At 61.5% G+C, this 15,306-nt stretch carries 16 protein-coding genes and 1 tRNA gene; 6 read left to right on the forward strand and 11 right to left on the reverse strand.

The features are described 5' to 3' along the window. Window positions 1–3 precede the first annotated feature (3 nt). From NN662_RS12185 to NN662_RS12200, 4 genes are all read left to right on the forward strand, one after another. Entirely contained in the window at window positions 4–1,140 is a 1,137-nt protein-coding gene (locus NN662_RS12185) for a glycosyltransferase family 4 protein (protein WP_261930516.1), read from the forward strand. Between the two features lie 138 nt (window positions 1,141–1,278). Continuing rightward, on the forward strand, window positions 1,279–2,832 hold the full coding sequence (locus NN662_RS12190) for an undecaprenyl-phosphate glucose phosphotransferase (RefSeq protein WP_261930517.1): 1,554 nt from the start codon (window positions 1,279–1,281) through the stop codon (window positions 2,830–2,832). Then, entirely contained in the window at window positions 2,829–4,103 is a 1,275-nt protein-coding gene (locus NN662_RS12195; RefSeq protein ID WP_261930518.1) for an O-antigen ligase family protein, read from the forward strand. Before NN662_RS12190 ends, NN662_RS12195 begins: the two co-directional genes overlap by 4 nt. Window positions 4,104–4,221: 118 nt before the next feature. Beyond that, window positions 4,222–4,479 carry a DNA-binding protein gene (locus NN662_RS12200; protein ID WP_261930519.1) on the forward strand — a complete coding sequence of 86 codons (258 nt, stop codon included), beginning with the start codon at window positions 4,222–4,224 and terminating at the stop codon, window positions 4,477–4,479. Between the two features lie 144 nt (window positions 4,480–4,623). On the opposite strand, the gene NN662_RS12205 is transcribed toward NN662_RS12200, so the two are convergent. The 7 genes from NN662_RS12205 to NN662_RS12235 all read right to left on the reverse strand — a co-directional run bounded on the left by NN662_RS12205 (window position 4,624) and on the right by NN662_RS12235 (window position 9,132). Continuing rightward, window positions 4,624–4,700, reverse strand: a tRNA-Pro gene (locus tag NN662_RS12205). Between the two features lie 81 nt (window positions 4,701–4,781). Further along, the gene (locus tag NN662_RS12210) at window positions 4,782–5,312 is read right to left on the reverse strand and encodes a MerR family transcriptional regulator (protein WP_261930520.1); all 531 of its coding nucleotides are present in this window, start codon (window positions 5,310–5,312) and stop codon (window positions 4,782–4,784) included. 122 nt (window positions 5,313–5,434) lie between these two features. Then, window positions 5,435–5,773 carry an integration host factor subunit alpha gene (locus NN662_RS12215; protein ID WP_261930521.1) on the reverse strand — a complete coding sequence of 113 codons (339 nt, stop codon included), beginning with the start codon at window positions 5,771–5,773 and terminating at the stop codon, window positions 5,435–5,437. Between the two features lie 118 nt (window positions 5,774–5,891). Beyond that, the gene (locus NN662_RS12220; RefSeq protein WP_261930522.1) at window positions 5,892–6,863 is read right to left on the reverse strand and encodes a beta-ketoacyl-ACP synthase III; all 972 of its coding nucleotides are present in this window, start codon (window positions 6,861–6,863) and stop codon (window positions 5,892–5,894) included. A gap of 19 nt (window positions 6,864–6,882) precedes the next feature. Then, a complete protein-coding gene (plsX, locus tag NN662_RS12225) occupies window positions 6,883–7,932 on the reverse strand; it encodes a phosphate acyltransferase PlsX (RefSeq protein ID WP_261930523.1) in 1,050 nt (349 codons plus the stop codon). A gap of 96 nt (window positions 7,933–8,028) precedes the next feature. Further along, window positions 8,029–8,586 (reverse strand): YceD family protein, encoded by a 558-nt coding sequence (locus tag NN662_RS12230; protein ID WP_261930524.1) that lies wholly within the window; start codon window positions 8,584–8,586, stop codon window positions 8,029–8,031. 9 nt (window positions 8,587–8,595) lie between these two features. Continuing rightward, entirely contained in the window at window positions 8,596–9,132 is a 537-nt protein-coding gene (locus NN662_RS12235) for a ubiquinol-cytochrome C chaperone family protein (protein ID WP_261930525.1), read from the reverse strand. Between the two features lie 299 nt (window positions 9,133–9,431). Here NN662_RS12235 and NN662_RS12240 point away from each other — a divergent pair, with 299 nt between their 5' ends. After that, window positions 9,432–9,911, forward strand: coding sequence for an outer membrane protein assembly factor BamE (locus NN662_RS12240; RefSeq protein WP_261930526.1), 480 nt, complete (start codon window positions 9,432–9,434; stop codon window positions 9,909–9,911). An 81-nt stretch (window positions 9,912–9,992) separates the two neighbouring features. On the opposite strand, the gene NN662_RS12245 is transcribed toward NN662_RS12240, so the two are convergent. The 4 genes from NN662_RS12245 to NN662_RS12260 all read right to left on the reverse strand — a co-directional run bounded on the left by NN662_RS12245 (window position 9,993) and on the right by NN662_RS12260 (window position 14,501). Then, entirely contained in the window at window positions 9,993–12,128 is a 2,136-nt protein-coding gene (locus NN662_RS12245) for a sodium-translocating pyrophosphatase (protein WP_261930527.1), read from the reverse strand. A 179-nt stretch (window positions 12,129–12,307) separates the two neighbouring features. Then, the gene (locus NN662_RS12250; RefSeq protein WP_261930528.1) at window positions 12,308–13,531 is read right to left on the reverse strand and encodes an MFS transporter; all 1,224 of its coding nucleotides are present in this window, start codon (window positions 13,529–13,531) and stop codon (window positions 12,308–12,310) included. A gap of 35 nt (window positions 13,532–13,566) precedes the next feature. Beyond that, the gene (gene nusB / locus NN662_RS12255) at window positions 13,567–14,046 is read right to left on the reverse strand and encodes a transcription antitermination factor NusB (protein ID WP_261930529.1); all 480 of its coding nucleotides are present in this window, start codon (window positions 14,044–14,046) and stop codon (window positions 13,567–13,569) included. Between the two features lie 2 nt (window positions 14,047–14,048). After that, the gene (locus tag NN662_RS12260; protein ID WP_261930530.1) at window positions 14,049–14,501 is read right to left on the reverse strand and encodes a 6,7-dimethyl-8-ribityllumazine synthase; all 453 of its coding nucleotides are present in this window, start codon (window positions 14,499–14,501) and stop codon (window positions 14,049–14,051) included. A 389-nt stretch (window positions 14,502–14,890) separates the two neighbouring features. Here NN662_RS12260 and NN662_RS12265 point away from each other — a divergent pair, with 389 nt between their 5' ends. Further along, a complete protein-coding gene (locus tag NN662_RS12265; protein WP_261930531.1) occupies window positions 14,891–15,250 on the forward strand; it encodes a hypothetical protein in 360 nt (119 codons plus the stop codon). The last annotated feature ends 56 nt before the right edge of the window (window positions 15,251–15,306 follow it).

Here is a 15,306-nt window from a genome sequence, read left to right on the forward strand (position 1 = left end):
ACCATGTCGCAGGACAAACCCCTCCGCATCGTTCATTGCTTCCGCTCGCCGCTCGGTGGGATTTTCCGACATGTGCGCGATCTAGCGCGTGAACACAGCGCCGCCGGACACGAGGTGGGCATCGTTTGCGACAGCCTGACGGGAAGCAAGTTCGAGGACGACCTGTTCGACACGATCAGGCCGTACCTGGCGCTCGGATTGACGCGGACTCCAATCAAGCGGGCGATCGGCCCGTCGGACATGGCGGCGTTTCTTTCCGCTTACAAAGAAATCAAGAGTTTGCGGCCGGACATCCTGCACGGACACGGCGCCAAAGGCGGCGTGTTGGCAAGGACGATCGGCTCACTCCTGCGGGTACAAAGGTATCGCGTGTCCCGCCTCTATTCGCCGCATGGCGGCAGCCTGCACTTTGACGAGTCAACGTTCTCGGGCAGTCTCGTCTTCGGCATCGAACGCTTGCTCGGCCATGCGACGGACGCCATAACCTTCGTCTGTGACTATGAGCAACAGACCTACGAGCGCAAGGTGGGAAAGCCGAAGACGCTGACGCGGCGCATCTATAACGGCATTGACGGCCGGGAGTTTGCTCCTGTGCCGCTCGTTGATGCGCCGGCCGACTTTCTCTACATCGGCATGCTGCGGGACCTGAAGGGTCCGGACCTGTTCATCGATGCCTTCATGAAGGCAGAAGAGATCACCGGCCGACGGCTGAGCGCCCATATCGTCGGCGACGGCCCCGACCGCGATAAATACGCCGCAACGCTCGTACAGCGACAACTCACCGATCGCGTGACGATGCATTCCGCCAAGCCAGCGCGCGTGGCATTTTCCCTGGCGCGAACCATCGTCGTACCGTCCCGGGCGGAATCCATGCCGTATATCGTCATCGAGGCGCTTGCGGCCGGAAAACCGATCATCGCCTCGCGCGTCGGCGGCATTCCCGAAGTGCTTGGCAGCCAGTCGGCCGCCCTTGTCACACCGGGAGACATCGACGGCTTTGCGCGGCTGATGGCCGATGCCGCAAATGATCCCGATTGGGGCCGCAATTTCCTGCCGCAGCCGGACACGCTCAAACAGGTCTTCTCCTCGCAGGCGATGGCATCGTCTCTCCTGCAGCTTTACCGCGAGATCGCCCCCTGACAATCCGAGACGCTCAGAAGCAATTCTCAGACGCAACAGTCCGCGCCCTCGAATGAGACACTTTTCACCCCAAAGCGTAAGTGTTTCTTAGTGCCTGGATTTTATACTCTGCCGGTCCCGGAGTATTGAGTTGCGACCATGACCCAGCCGCCCGAACAAGACTATTTCGACGTCGAGAACCTGCGCCGCAGAGTGTCCGACGTGGCGAACAAGGGCTCGGGCGACCGTGACAACCGCACCAAGCTCAACCCGCTCGCCCTGCAGATCGCCCGACAGTTCCAGGAGGAAAGCCATTCGCCGCAGATGGTGATCGGCCAGATCAGGCTCGCAGAACTCGTGTTTCTGCTGGTCCTGCACCTGATGTTCTTCTCTGTCTTCTCGGCGTCTGGTGCGCTCCATTTCGCAGGCAAGCTTGGCGGTGCCGCGGTCGCTGCATCCATCACCTGTTTCCTGCTGCAGCTCTCCGACTGCTATCTTGCGTCCACTCTACGCAAACCCTCCTCCATGCTGATCCGGATAGCCACATCCTTTGCAATCGGCTTTCTCAGCATTCGTCTCTTCTTCGTCATCTTCCATGGCAATTGGCCTGCCAACTTTCCCGAAAGCATTACATGGCTCAGCCTTGGATGCCTGCTGCTGCTCACCGAGCGCTACCTGATTGGCTACGGTATCAGGAACTGGACGCGCAACGGACTGGTCGAGCGGCGCGCGGTGATTGTCGGCGGAGGTGAATCGGCCAAGAACCTGATCCGCGACCTGGAGCGCCAGGCCGATAGCGATATCCGCATCTGTGGCATATTCGACGACCGTAGCGAGAAGCGCTCGCCGGAGGTGCTGGCCGGCTATCCGAAGCTCGGCACCTTTGCAGAACTGGTCGAATTTGCCCGCCTCGCACATATCGACATGCTGATCATCTCGCTGCCGCTCAGCGCCGAGGAGCGCATTTTCTCTCTCCTGAAGAAGCTGTGGGTCTTGCCGGTAGACATCCGCCTTGCCGCCCACGCCGCCAAGCTGCGCTTCCGCCCACGTTCCTACTCCCGCGTCGGCAGCGTCGCGATGCTCGACATATTCGACCGGCCGATCCGCGACTGGGACTGGGTTGCCAAGCGCGTCTTCGACATCGTTTTCAGCCTGATTGCCATCGCCCTCCTGTGGCCGGTCATGCTCGGGGCCGCAATTGCCGTAAAGGCCACCTCCAAGGGGCCGATCCTCTTCCGCCAGAAGCGGCACGGCTTCAACAACGAGGAAATCGACGTTCTGAAATTCCGGTCGATGTATACGGAAATGTGCGACCCGACCGCCAAGATTCCGGTCACCAAGGGCGACCCGCGCGTCACCCCGGTCGGCCGCTTTATCCGCAAGACGTCGATCGACGAGTTGCCGCAATTCTTCAACGTGCTCGGCGGTTCGCTGTCGCTGGTGGGACCGCGACCGCATTCGGTGAATGCGCAGAGCCATAGCCGCATCTATGACGAAGTCGTCGACGGATATTTTGCCCGCCACCGGGTCAAGCCAGGCGTTACCGGCTGGGCCCAGATCAACGGCTGGCGCGGCGAGATCGACAGCGATGACAAGATCCGCAACCGGACGGCCTACGACCTCTACTACATCGAGAACTGGTCGCTGCTGTTCGACCTGAAAATCCTCGTCCTGACACCAATCCGCCTGATGAACACGGACAGCGCCTATTGACCGCGACCACCGCCGATATCAGGCCGGTCTTCCGGCCGCAGACCGCCGGCCTCCGTCTGCTCGGGTCGGGCCTTGTCGCGTTCGGCGTCTTCCTGTCCGGCTTCGTCATTTCCGAACCCGCCCCTTATGAACTCTATCTCGCCGGCCTCGTCGGCATTTCCTTCATTCTCGGGCTCAAGATATCGCGTTACACGGCACCGCTGCTAGCCCTGCTCCTCGTCTTCAATGTCGGAGGCATGCTGTCGCTTACCGTCATGGACGATCTCGACGTCGGCCCCATGTACATTGCCGTATCGACCTTCCTGGCGTTGACCGCCATCTTCTACGCGGCGATCGTCGAGGCTCGACCCGCACGCCTGCCGCTCATCTTCAATGCCTGGACGCTCGCCGCCGTCATTACCTCCATTCTAGGCATTCTTGGCTATTTCCATGCCTTTCCCGGCGCCGAGGTCTTCACACGCTACGACCGCGCCATGGGCGCCTTCCAGGACCCGAACGTGTTCGGCCCCTTCCTCGTGGCACCCGGTCTCTATCTCGTCCACGGCCTGCTGACCGGCCGGGCGATGCATGCGCCGCTGCGCGTCGCCGCACTGCTGATCATCGTGCTCGGCGTGTTCCTGTCGTTTTCACGCGCCGCCTGGGCGCTGTTCCTGTTCTGTGGCATCATGCTCGTCTTTGTGATGCTGCTCAAGGAGCGGACCGCCCTCTTCCGGATGAAGATCCTGATCCTCGCCATGGCGGCCGCGGTGCTGATGAGCGGCGCGCTCTTCGCGGTCCTGCAATCGAAAAAGGTTTCCGATCTCTTCAGCTCGCGCGCCAAGCTGGAACAGGAATATGACAGCGACCATCTCGGCCGGTTCGAGCGCCACAAGATCGGCTTCCTGCTATCGATGGAGAAGCCTCTCGGGCTCGGCCCCATGGTGTTTGGCCAGATCTATACGGAAGACGAGCACAACATCTGGCTGAAGTCGCTGACGACGTACGGGTGGCTGGGCTTCGTCGCCTATGTCACGCTGGTCATCTCGACGCTGACCATCGGCTTCCGCTACATGCTGAGAAACCGACCCTGGCAGCCCTATCTGATGATCGCGTGGATCACCATGCTCGGCCATATCGGCATCGCCAACGTGATCGACATCGACCATTGGCGCCATGTCTATCTGCTCTACGGCATCATCTGGGGATGTGGCGCGCTGGAATACCGCTGGCAAAGGGACAAGCGCCGGGGGCGCGGGACGTCGGTTCAGAAGGCAAAGCCTGTCTCGGCATAATGCCTCCCGCTCCCAGGCGGGGCCGCCAGGCTGTCGGATATTTCGATTTGATTCCCCGAGGCCTGAAGCTATATTCAAACCTATGCTTATGCCGTCTCAAATCCGTGCCGCCCGCGCCATGCTTGCGCTTACCGAAGACGATCTTGCCGCCCTTTCGGGCGTCGACGTAGCCACCATACGGGCCGTCGAGAGCGAAAGTGCCAGCTATGACGAGGGAATTTTCCAGTGTCTCGGCCGCGCCCTCGAATCCAGGGGCGTCGTCTTCCTGTCGGGTGGACAGGGACAGGACGGCGGTCCGGGTATCCGTCTGAAATCGCTGAACGGCCCGGATGACGGCATCCGCCCGGAAAACCTCAATTCCGCAAACGACGGCTGAGCTCACTCGATCCGCAACAGCCTGACGAGCGGCAGACAAGCCGAAGGCTTGTTCCGCGACATGAACCGGCCGATCCGCAAGACGGAATTCAGCGCAAATTTTGAGGAAATTCAATCACCTCTGAGGGGGAAGGTGATTTTAAAATGGTCGGAATGGCGGGATTCGAACCCACGACCCCTTGACCCCCAGTCAAGTGCGCTACCGGGCTGCGCTACATTCCGACCAGCCATAAAGGCATGCACTCCTTAGTCTTTTCGGATTTTCGACGCAAGGACAAATTGCCAGCGGTTCGCAGAAAAAACTCAGCGCACCTGATCGAGGAGGCGCTTGCACTCCAGGAGGTCGTAGAGGGTTTCCTGCAGGAGGACACGATCCTCCTTGCCGACGCCGCCGGCGCGCAGCTCGTCCGTCGATCCGTTATCGCTGCCGCCGAAGCCGAACAGGCGGCGGGTCGGCTTCGGCCGGCCGACCAGCTGGTCATCGTCGAGGCTGACATGCTGTGCCACCTGCTTCGGCGCGGGTTCCTCGGCGGCCGCGGCGATGACCTCGGTCAGGGCTGCCTCGCCATTGGCGACGGCGATCACGAACTTGTTGCCGTTCGTCTTGAGAAGCTTCTGCACGCCCTTGATCGTATAGCCGTGATCATAGAGCAGATGGCGTATTCCCTTCAGGAGATCGACGTCGTCCGGCCGGTAGTAGCGCCGGCCGCCACCACGCTTCATCGGCTTGATCTGCGGAAACCGCGTCTCCCAGAAGCGCAGCACATGCTGCGGCAGGTCGAGATCGTCGGCCACTTCGCTGATGGTGCGAAATGCATCGGGGCTCTTGTCCACAGTTCCTCTCCCACGGCTCGGAAAACCAGATTACGACGAATCGCATGCGATTCAATGCACTTGAGCCAATCAGTTCAAGTGCGCAGACAGCACAACGGCAGAAATTGTCATGAAAAGAAGGATCAGGCTTCCGGGCTGACCGGCTTTTTCTTCGCCTTGCGCGACAGATGCGACTTCAGAACCCGCTGCTTGAGCACATTGGAGGCCTTGAAGGTCATGACGCGGCGGGGAGAAATCGGCACCTCTTCCCCGGTCTTCGGATTGCGGCCGATGCGCTCCTTCTTGTTGCGCACCTGGAAGGTCGCGAAAGAAGAGAGCTTCACCGTTTCGCCGCGGACGATCGCGTGGCAAATCTCGTCGATGACGGTCTCCACCAGCTCCGCCGACTCGGTTCGCGACAGGCCGACTTTTCTAAAAACCGATTCAGCCAGGTCCGCGCGCGTCACAGTCTTGCCGGTCATGATTGTCCGCCCTGTATTTATCTCTTGATCAAAAAATAACGGAGAGACTATTGTCGTTAACGCGGGTGGTCAAGCACCTGTCGTATATGAATTTTCAGCGTTTCCTTGCATGGACGTCCTACCACCGCAGCAGGACCGCCCCCCAGGTGAAGCCACCCCCCATGGCTTCGAGCATGACCAGATCACCCTGCTTGATTCGCCCATCCGCCGCCGCACTGGCCAAAGCCAGCGGAATCGAGGCCGCCGATGTGTTGCCGTGGAGGTCTACGGTGATCACCACCTTCTCCATCGGAATGTCCAGCTTTTTGGCCGAGCCCTCGATGATGCGTCGATTCGCCTGGTGCGGCACCAGCCAGTCGAGGTCGGCAGCCGTCAGGCCCGCACGGTCGAAGGCGTCGATGATGACGTCCGTGATCATGCCGACGGCGTGCTTGAAGACTTCCCTGCCCTGCATGCGCAGATGGCCGATCGTTCCGGTCGTCGACGGGCCGCCGTCGACGTAGAGCTTGTCCTGATGTGCGCCGTCGGAGCGGAGGCTCGCCGACAGGATACCGCGGTCAGCCGCCGTGCCGTCGCCTTCCATCGCCTCGAGGACGACAGCGCCGGCGCCGTCACCGAACAAGACACAGGTCGTGCGGTCGTTCCAGTCGAGAATGCGCGAGAAGGTTTCCGCGCCGATCACCAGCACCCGCCGGACCATGCTGGAGCGGATATAGTTGTCGGCCGTGGTCATGGCGAAGACGAAGCCCGAACAGACGGCCTGGACGTCGAAGGCGAAGCCGTGATGCATGCCGAGGCGGTTCTGGATGTTCACGGCGACGGCCGGAAAGGTGTTGTCCGGGGTCGAGGTGGCAACGATGATCATGTCAATGTCGTCGACCGAAAGGCCGGCGCTTGCCAGCGCTTCGCGGGCAGCACCTTCGCCGAGCGATGCGGTCGTTTCGCCCTCGCCGGCAATGTAGCGCTGGCGGATGCCGGTGCGCTGGACGATCCATTCGTCGGAGGTCGCAACCTGCTCCTCGAGGTCCTTGTTGGTCACAATACGTTTCGGCAGACAGCTGCCGAAGCCACGCACTACGGAACGGATCATTGTCAGTTTACCTCGAATTTCATGCCACATCCGTTCCGGCCGGCGCGACCGGATGCTTGGAATGATAGATCTTCAGATCTTTTTCTATTTTCTCGGTGAGATTGTTGCGCACCATGTTGTAGCCAACGTCGACCGCCGCGGCGAAGCCCTCGGCATCGGTACCGCCATGGCTCTTGATGACGATCCCGTTGAGGCCGAGGAAGACGCCGCCATTGACCTTGCGCGGATCCATCTTCTCGCGCAGCACGTTGAAGGCGCTCTTGGCCAGCAGATAGCCTAAGCGCGACATCCATGTCCGGGACAGAGCGCCGCGCAACAGTTCGGCGATCTGGCGGGCCGTGCCTTCGGCAGCCTTCAGCGCGATGTTGCCGGTAAAGCCCTCGGTGACGACGACGTCGACGGTGCCCTTGCCGATGTCGTCGCCCTCGACGAAGCCGGCATAGCGGATCGTATCGAGATCAGCGTCACGCAGCAGGCGCGCGGCCTCCTTGACCTCTTCGAGACCCTTGACCTCCTCGACGCCGACATTGAGCAGGCCGACAGTCGGACGCTTGAGTTCGAACAGGGCCCGCGCCATGGCGCCGCCCATCAGGGCGAAATCGAGCAATTGCTGTGCGTCGGCGCCGATCGTCGCACCGATATCCAGAACGATGCTTTCGCCGCGGCTCGTCGGCCAGATGCCGGCAATTGCCGGGCGCTCGACATTGGCCATGGTGCGCAGGCAGAACTTGGCCATCGCCATCAGCGCGCCGGTGTTGCCGGCGGACACGGCGACGTCGGCCTCATCCGCCTTCACGGCCTCGATCGCCCGCCACATGCTGGAAACGTAGCGGCCGCGGCGCAGCGCCTGGCTCGGCTTCTCGTCCATGCCGACGGCGATCTCGCAATCGTGGAAAACCGAGCGCTCTTTGAGTTTCGGATACTTGTCGAGAATCGGCCGGCACTCGCTCTCGATTCCGTAGAGAATGAATGTCACTTCGGGATGACGTTCCTGCGCGATGGCAGCTCCGGGGATAACGACCTCAGGACCGAAATCGCCACCCATGACATCAAGAGAAATTCTGATCACGCGTCCCTGATCCTTGTTGTTCCGCGTCGAAGCGAAAGTTCGGCCAAAATAGCGGTTTTACCAACGCATACAACCTGATTGTGAAGTGCGTCCGGACTAGCTGTCCTTTTTCCAGTCCTTCAGCACAGCGAACGGCGACTGTTTCTTGTCTTCCTTTGCGTCATCCTCGATATGGGCATCGAAGGCGACGCCTTCCTTGCGGGGATAGGGATCGATCGCCAGCGCAACGCATTCGCAGACCGCCTGACCGGCATCGATTTCGTCGCCCGAAAACTCTTCCGGCAAATCCGGACCTTCCGGATCGAGCACCATCTCGCCACTGGCGTCGGTCATGATGCGGGCAAGCTTGGAACCCTCCGGCACGAAGATCTGCTCGAAGCGCTCGTCGATGACGCTTGCCACCGGCTCCAGTGTCACAACACAGGACTGCGTCAGTTCCGCATGCACCTCACCCTTGACCCGAACACCGTCCTTCTTCCAGCGGGAAACGGTCAGGATGGCGCTCAGGGCGTCCACCGAGCGTACGTTCCAGAAATCGGCCAGCGCCTTCAGCTCTTCGGCATCGGCTGCCAGCTTCACCTCGACAGGGTTGGCGGAAATATGTCCCACCTTGAGCCGGTAGGAGAAGGGAATCTCGTCTTCACTGTGCTGCATGGTCTTTTCCTATTGCCCGGGCACCGGCAGGACAACCGACCCCGTGGCAATCATGTCTTCCGAAACGGCGGCGAGGTTTTTCTCGGCCTCGATCATCCATTCGGCCAGTCCGGTCATCACGGGCGCGTCCTCCCTGCCCGGATGAATGTTGCGCTTCAGCGCGGACGACAATGACTCGACATCTCTCGCCTCGAGCGCTGCCGCGTAGCTTTCCAGCCGACCGTAGAACATGCCGGCAAACTTCTTCATCCGCTTCGGGACGCCCGTATCGCCGACACCGAGTTCGCGAATCGAATGATCGACATCCTCGAAGAAGGCATCCACGACGGCCTGGGCCAATTCCTGTCCGCTCGTCATCGCACTGGCGGTGCGCCGGAAAAACAGGATCAGGACCACGCTCAGCATTTCGAAGCGGCCCATCACCGTGTCCGGCACGCCCAGATCGGAATAGAAATATGGTATGCGCGCCGTCGCGGTCAACGCTGCATACTGCCGCTCCAAAATCGCCCTGTTGGTCTTCTTGTTGCGAAACAGACTGAAAATCATTCAATTTTCCCGGCAAGCATCGGGCAAACGACCGCAAAGGCCGGATGCCCATGTTGCATGATTGAGCAAGCTGGTTTACCGAAGCAGTCGCGAATTGCAATGCCATTGTGCCTGAATTCGGCGAATGCCACCGGAGACCTTCCCCGTGAAGGGTCCGCGGCTGGTAGAACCCAGCCTGAGGCGTCACCGTTCGGTCCGGTCTCCCCGGAAAGGCCACAATCATGTGCGCAGCAAGGAACCTTGAGCTTAAAGCCTTGAGGGAAAACCGAGGGGGAACATCGTTGAGGCAATGGTCTTTCATGTCTGACAGGAAACGCATCTACTTGGCCGCAACTCTTGCGCTCGCCGTGAGCACCGGACTTGCAGGCTGTGAATCGACGAGCGAAGTCTTTCATCAGGGCTACATCGTCGACGAACAGTCGCTGGCGCTCGTCCCGGTCGGCTCCAGCCGCGAGCAGGTCATGCTGGCGCTCGGTTCACCCTCGACGACAGCGACCTTCGACACAGAAGTCTTCTATTACATCTCGCAGACCCGCGAACGCGGCGCTGCGTTCATGAAGCAGAAGCTCGTCAGCCAGACCATTCTCGCCATCTATTTCGACAAGAACGGCACAGTCGAGCGCAAGGCCAACTACACCATGCAGGACGGCAAGGTGTTCGACATGATCTCCCGCACGACGCCGACCGGCGGCAAGGACCTCACCTTCCTGCAGCAGTTGCTGTCCGGCGGTGGCCGGAACGGCGCAGCCGCAGCGGCGCGCAACGCGCTCGGCGGCTGACAAGAAAAGCAGAGACAGTAATGACAGAAAGGCCGCGGATCCGATCCGCGGCCTTTCTCTTTTGGACCGTGTCAGCTCGCCTCAGGCGAGGATCGCCAGCAGCAGCAACGCCACGATGTTGGTGATCTTGATCGCCGGGTTGACGGCCGGACCGGCCGTATCCTTGTAAGGGTCACCCACCGTATCACCGGTGACCGACGCCTTGTGGGCGTCGGAACCCTTGACATGGCGGACGCCGTCCTTGTCGACGAAGCCGTCCTCGAAGGATTTCTTGGCATTGTCCCACGCACCGCCGCCGGACGTCATGGAGATCGCCACGAACAGGCCGTTGACGATCACGCCGAGCAGCGATGCTCCGAGCGCGGCGAAGGCAGACGCCTTGGAGCCGGAGATCAGCAGCACGCCGAAGTAGACGACGATCGGTGCGAGCACCGGCAGCAGCGAAGGCACGATCATCTCGCGGATCGCGGCCTTGGTCAGCATGTCGACGGCGCGGCCGTAGTCCGGCTTCTCCGTTCCCTGCATGATACCGGGCTTTTCGCGGAACTGCTTGCGGACTTCCTCCACCACAGCCCCTGCCGCACGCCCGACCGCCGTCATGGCGATGCCGCCGAAAAGGTAGGGGATCAGGCCGCCGAAGATCAGACCGGCGACGACATAGGGGTTCGACAGGTCGAAGGAGACCTGCCCCATGTCGGCGAAATACGGGTACTGATCGCCATGTGCGGCAAAGTATCGGAGGTCGTTCGAATAGGCCGCGAAGAGCACCAGCGCGCCGAGACCGGCGGAACCGATCGCGTAACCCTTGGTGACGGCCTTCGTGGTGTTGCCGACGGCATCGAGCGCGTCGGTGACCTTGCGGACATCCGGCGGCAGGTCCGACATTTCGGCGATACCGCCGGCATTGTCGGTGACGGGGCCGAAGGCGTCGAGCGCGACGATCATGCCGGCAAGACCCAGCATGGCGGTGACCGCGATGCCGGTGCCGAAAAGGCCGCCGAGCTGATAGGTCGCGATGATGCCGCCGACGATGACGATCGCCGGCAGGGCCGTCGATTCAAGCGATACGGCAAGGCCCTGGATGACGTTGGTACCGTGTCCGCTGACGGAGGCCTGGGCGATGGAGTTGACCGGCCGCTTGTCCGTGCCGGTGTAGTACTCGGTGATCACAACGATCAGAGCCGTCACCACGAGACCGACCAGTCCGCACAGGAAGAGGTTCAGGCCGGAAATGACGACGCCGTCGCCGGTGGAGAAATCGCCCCAGCCGACGGTCAGCGACGTCGCGGCGCCAAGGCCGATGATCGACAGTCCGCCGGTCACGATCAGGCCCTTGTAGAGCGCGCCCATGATCGAGCCGTTGGTGCCGAGCTTGACGAAGAAGGTGCCGGCGATCGAGGTGATGATGCAGGCGCCACAAATGGCCAGCGGATAGATCATCGCCGAGCCGAGCACGTCGGTACCGGCAAAGAAGATCGCGGCGAGAACCATTGTCGCGACCACCGTCACGGCATAGGTCTCGAACAGGTCGGCCGCCATGCCGGCGCAGTCGCCGACATTGTCGCCGACGTTATCGGCGATGGTGGCGGGATTGCGCGGATCGTCTTCCGGAATACCGGCTTCGACCTTGCCGACGAGGTCACCGCCGACGTCCGCACCCTTGGTGAAGATACCGCCGCCGAGACGGGCGAAGATGGAGATGAGGGAGGCACCGAAGCCGAGCGCCACGAGCGCGTCGATGACGTCGCGCGAACCGGCTTCATGGCCAAGAACCCCGGTGAGGATCAGGAAATAGATCGAGACGCCGAGCAGCGCCAGGCCGGCGACCAGCATGCCGGTGATCGCGCCCGACTTGAAGGCGATGTCGAGGCCGGCGGCGAGGCTGTTGGAGGCCGCCTGCGCCGTGCGGACGTTCGCGCGGACCGAGACGTGCATGCCGATAAAGCCGGCGGCACCGGAAAGGATCGCACCGATCAGGAATCCGATCGCCGCTTCACCGGACAGAAGAAACCAGGCTGCAATGCAGACGATGATGCCGACGATGGCGATCGTCTTGTACTGACGGGTGAGATAGGCCTGCGCCCCTTCCCGGATGTAACTCGCAATTTCCTGCATGCGGGCGTTGCCCTGGTCGGCAGCAAGCACCGACTGCGTTGCCCAGATGGCGTAAACCACCGAAAGCAACCCGCACACGATTACGCCAATAAGAATTGTCATATCGCATTTTCCTCCCAAAGCCGGAGCCACAGTGAACGTGCCCCGGAACAAAGCACGACGACCCTGCCACTCCCCAGGAGAAATCCGCCGCACAAGGGGAGATTGCGTTGCACTACAGGGGCCGTCAAGTCCCGCCACGGGAACGCGACGATTCGGCACTCAGATATTGTGGAAAGGGATCAGATGGTCCGTCTGGCGGCCTTGCGCACCTGCAAGGCGAGCAGAATCAGGCAGAGACCCGTCACCGGCCAGATGACGAATGTCATCACGGACCAGCCGAAGGCGAAGTAGACCTTGCCCGACAGGAAGGACGACATGGCGACGAAGCCGAAGAGTACGATGTCGTGGAAACCCTGTACCTTGTCGGCCTCTTCCGGGCGGTAGCTCGAGGCAACGATGGATGTCGCGCCGATGAAGCCGAAGTTCCAGCCGACGCCGAGCAGGATCAATGCGCCCCAGAAATTCCAGAGCGCAATGCCGGCATGAGCGACCAGCGCGCAGCCCATCAGGATGACCAGCCCCATCGCCACAACCTTTTCCGCGCCGAAGCGGATGATCAGCATGCCGGTGAAGAAGCTGGGGCCGAACATCGCCAGCACGTGCCACTGGATGCCGAGCGTCGACAGTTCGGTCGAGATGCCGCAGCCATAGACCATGGCCAGCGGTGCGCCGGTCATCATGAAGGTCATCAGCGCATAGGTGGAGATGCCGCAGATCATGCCGGTAACGAAGCGTTGCGTCTTGACGATCTCGGAGAGCGGGCGCGGCGCGGCGGTGCCCGGCTCGTGCTTGCGCATGTCGGGCAGCTGCAGGAAGGCAAAGAGCACGAAGACGATGGCGCAGAGCGGGATCAGCGCCATGTAGGCGCCGGCGAACGGCACGGTCGGCAGCGCATCTTTCAGCCAGATGGCGATCTGCGGACCGAGAACCGCCGAGACGATACCGCCGACGAGGATCCAGGAAATCGCCTTCGGCTTGTAAAAGGAAGGCGAAACGTCGGCGGCGGCGAAGCGGATCTTCTGGTTGAAGCCGCTGGCGATGCCGATCAGCATGAGCGCCAGGGCGAACAGCCAGAAGCTTTGCCGCATCAGGGCAATGGCGGCCAGCGTGCCGCCGCATCCGCCGAGCACGGCGCCGGCCATGAAGCTGTATTTGCGGCCGATCATGCGCGACAGGATGGCGATCAGCGCCGCGCCGCAGGCTGTGCCGAGATTGAAACCGGTCACAGGCAGGGTGGCGAACGACTTGTCGTCGGCAAGAAGCTGATAGCCGGCAAGACCGCCGAGCGATATGGAAACGGGAGCAACAGAGCCCTGGATCGCCTGGGCCACTGCGAGCGCGGCGACCTTGCGCTTGGCCAGCCGCAGTTGTTCTTCAATCCCCTGCGTGGCCGCCATGTTCATCTGCGTTTGCTCTCCCGGAGCGCTCGGCGTGCGGCTTACCTGCCGCCGTCCCTGACCTTCTTGGCAAAGCGGTCGAGCACCGCATTGACCAGCTTCGGTTCATCGTCCTCGAAGAACGCCTGGGCGATCTCCATGTATTCGGTGACGATGACGGCGACGGGAACGTCCTTGCGCTCCAGCAGTTCGAAGGCGCCGGCTCTCAGGATGGCTCGCACCGTCGTATCGAGACGCGACAGCGGCCAGTCTTCCTGCAGGCAGGAACGGATCATCGGATCGAGCTTGCGCTGGTCGCGCACGACACCGGCGACGATCGAGCGGAACCATGCGGCATCCGCCTTCAGGTAGGTCTCGCCGTCCAGCTCCTGGCCGAGCCGATAGGTCTCGTATTCGCTGACCACGTCGAGGACGCCGGTCCCGCCGATGTCCATCTGGTAGAGCGCCTGCACGGCCGCGAGCCGCGCCGCGCCGCGCTGGTTTGCCGGTTTGACCGGTCTTTCGTTTTCAGCTTCAGGCATTCTTATGCACCAAGTTTTTCCTTCAGCGCGATCATGGTCAGCGCCGCACGGGCGGCAAACCCGCCCTTGTCCTTATCGCTGCGACGCGCACGCGCCCAGGCCTGTTCTTCATTCTCGACCGTCAGGATGCCGTTGCCGATGGCCAGCGATTCCGAAACGGCGAGGTCCATCAGCGCCCGCGAGGATTCATTTGCGACGATGTCGAAATGATAGGTCTCGCCGCGAATGACCATGCCGAGCGCCACGTAGCCGTCATAGACGACGGCGCCGCTGTCGGCAGCGTCGAGCGCGAAGGCGATCGCCGCCGGGATTTCCAGGGCACCCGGAACGGTCACGATGTCATAGGTGGCGCCGGCCTCTTCAAGGGCCGTCTTCGCACCGTCGAGCAAGGCGTCCGCCATGTCGTCGTAAAAGCGCGCTTCGATAATAAGGAGATGCGGCGTGGGCTCGGACATGATGGACCTTCCGTTCTTCGACGACTATAGGCGGCTGACTGTGAGGCGCCGGTCAAACCATGCCGACGGGCAATTGGCAAGTCTTTTTCTTGACCGCCCCGCCGGGCGTCGCGATCCGAGAGGATGAAGCAAGACGCCCACTTGCGAAGAGGCAGGACATTCCGGTGCATTCGCCGTTGGCCAATCGACACATAAAGCGCCTTCAGCAGACCGCCCGCAACGCGCGAAACATGGCGTTTCCGTGGCGGATTTCATGAACAATATTTAATAGATTTCAGAACGTTAGGAGCATTGAAGTGGGTTTTTACTGCTCCATTTCTTCATCTGTAACACGACGGAACTTCTTTTCACCCCACCCGGTTCCGCCTGATTTTGACAGGAGACCTATCATGAACCGTATTGCCAAAATGCCCGTCATCATTCTTCTTTCCGCATTGCCGCTGGCCGGCGTTGCGAGCGCTGCGACCATGTCCATGGAAAGCCCTTCGAGCCTCGACGCAACCGTCAGGACGCTCGGCCCCAGCCAGTTCAACGTCGTCACGCTTGGTTCGCTCGACACCGGTGACGCCGCCAAGACCGCCTTCCAGGACAATGCCTCGGCCCATGCCGGCGAGGTGGCCATGCTCCACCGGTCGGTGGAAGCCAACCGGTCGCTGGACCGTGCGCTGAAGTCCCAGAACGTCAACATCGATGACATTGCCGGCGCGCAAAAGGCCGCCGACGGCACCGTAACCTTCTATCTCAGATAGTTGGACCCCGCACCCGAGGGTGCACATAAACGCATAAGCGTTCCTTTCGGAGACCC

The sequence above is a fragment of the Rhizobium sp. NRK18 genome (genome assembly GCF_024385575.1).
Lineage (GTDB): Bacteria > Pseudomonadota > Alphaproteobacteria > Rhizobiales > Rhizobiaceae > JANFMV01.

Bases quoted from the DNA above. Each gene is read 5' to 3' on its own strand.
- NN662_RS12245 (WP_261930527.1), bottom strand. From the start codon at position 12,128: ATGACAATTCTTATTGGCGTAATCGTGTGCGGGTTGCTTTCGGTGGTT.
- NN662_RS12260 (WP_261930530.1), bottom strand. From the start codon at position 14,501: ATGTCCGAGCCCACGCCGCATCTCCTTATTATCGAAGCGCGCTTTTAC.
- NN662_RS12240 (WP_261930526.1), top strand. From the start codon at position 9,432: ATGTCTGACAGGAAACGCATCTACTTGGCCGCAACTCTTGCGCTCGCC.
- NN662_RS12190 (WP_261930517.1), top strand. From the start codon at position 1,279: ATGACCCAGCCGCCCGAACAAGACTATTTCGACGTCGAGAACCTGCGC.
- NN662_RS12230 (WP_261930524.1), bottom strand. From the start codon at position 8,586: ATGCAGCACAGTGAAGACGAGATTCCCTTCTCCTACCGGCTCAAGGTG.
- NN662_RS12215 (WP_261930521.1), bottom strand. From the start codon at position 5,773: ATGACCGGCAAGACTGTGACGCGCGCGGACCTGGCTGAATCGGTTTTT.
- NN662_RS12200 (WP_261930519.1), top strand. From the start codon at position 4,222: ATGCTTGCGCTTACCGAAGACGATCTTGCCGCCCTTTCGGGCGTCGAC.
- NN662_RS12220 (WP_261930522.1), bottom strand. From the start codon at position 6,863: ATGATCCGTTCCGTAGTGCGTGGCTTCGGCAGCTGTCTGCCGAAACGT.
- NN662_RS12185 (WP_261930516.1), top strand. From the start codon at position 4: ATGTCGCAGGACAAACCCCTCCGCATCGTTCATTGCTTCCGCTCGCCG.
- NN662_RS12235 (WP_261930525.1), bottom strand. From the start codon at position 9,132: ATGATTTTCAGTCTGTTTCGCAACAAGAAGACCAACAGGGCGATTTTG.
- nusB (WP_261930529.1), bottom strand. From the start codon at position 14,046: ATGCCTGAAGCTGAAAACGAAAGACCGGTCAAACCGGCAAACCAGCGC.
- NN662_RS12265 (WP_261930531.1), top strand. From the start codon at position 14,891: ATGAACCGTATTGCCAAAATGCCCGTCATCATTCTTCTTTCCGCATTG.
- NN662_RS12250 (WP_261930528.1), bottom strand. From the start codon at position 13,531: ATGAACATGGCGGCCACGCAGGGGATTGAAGAACAACTGCGGCTGGCC.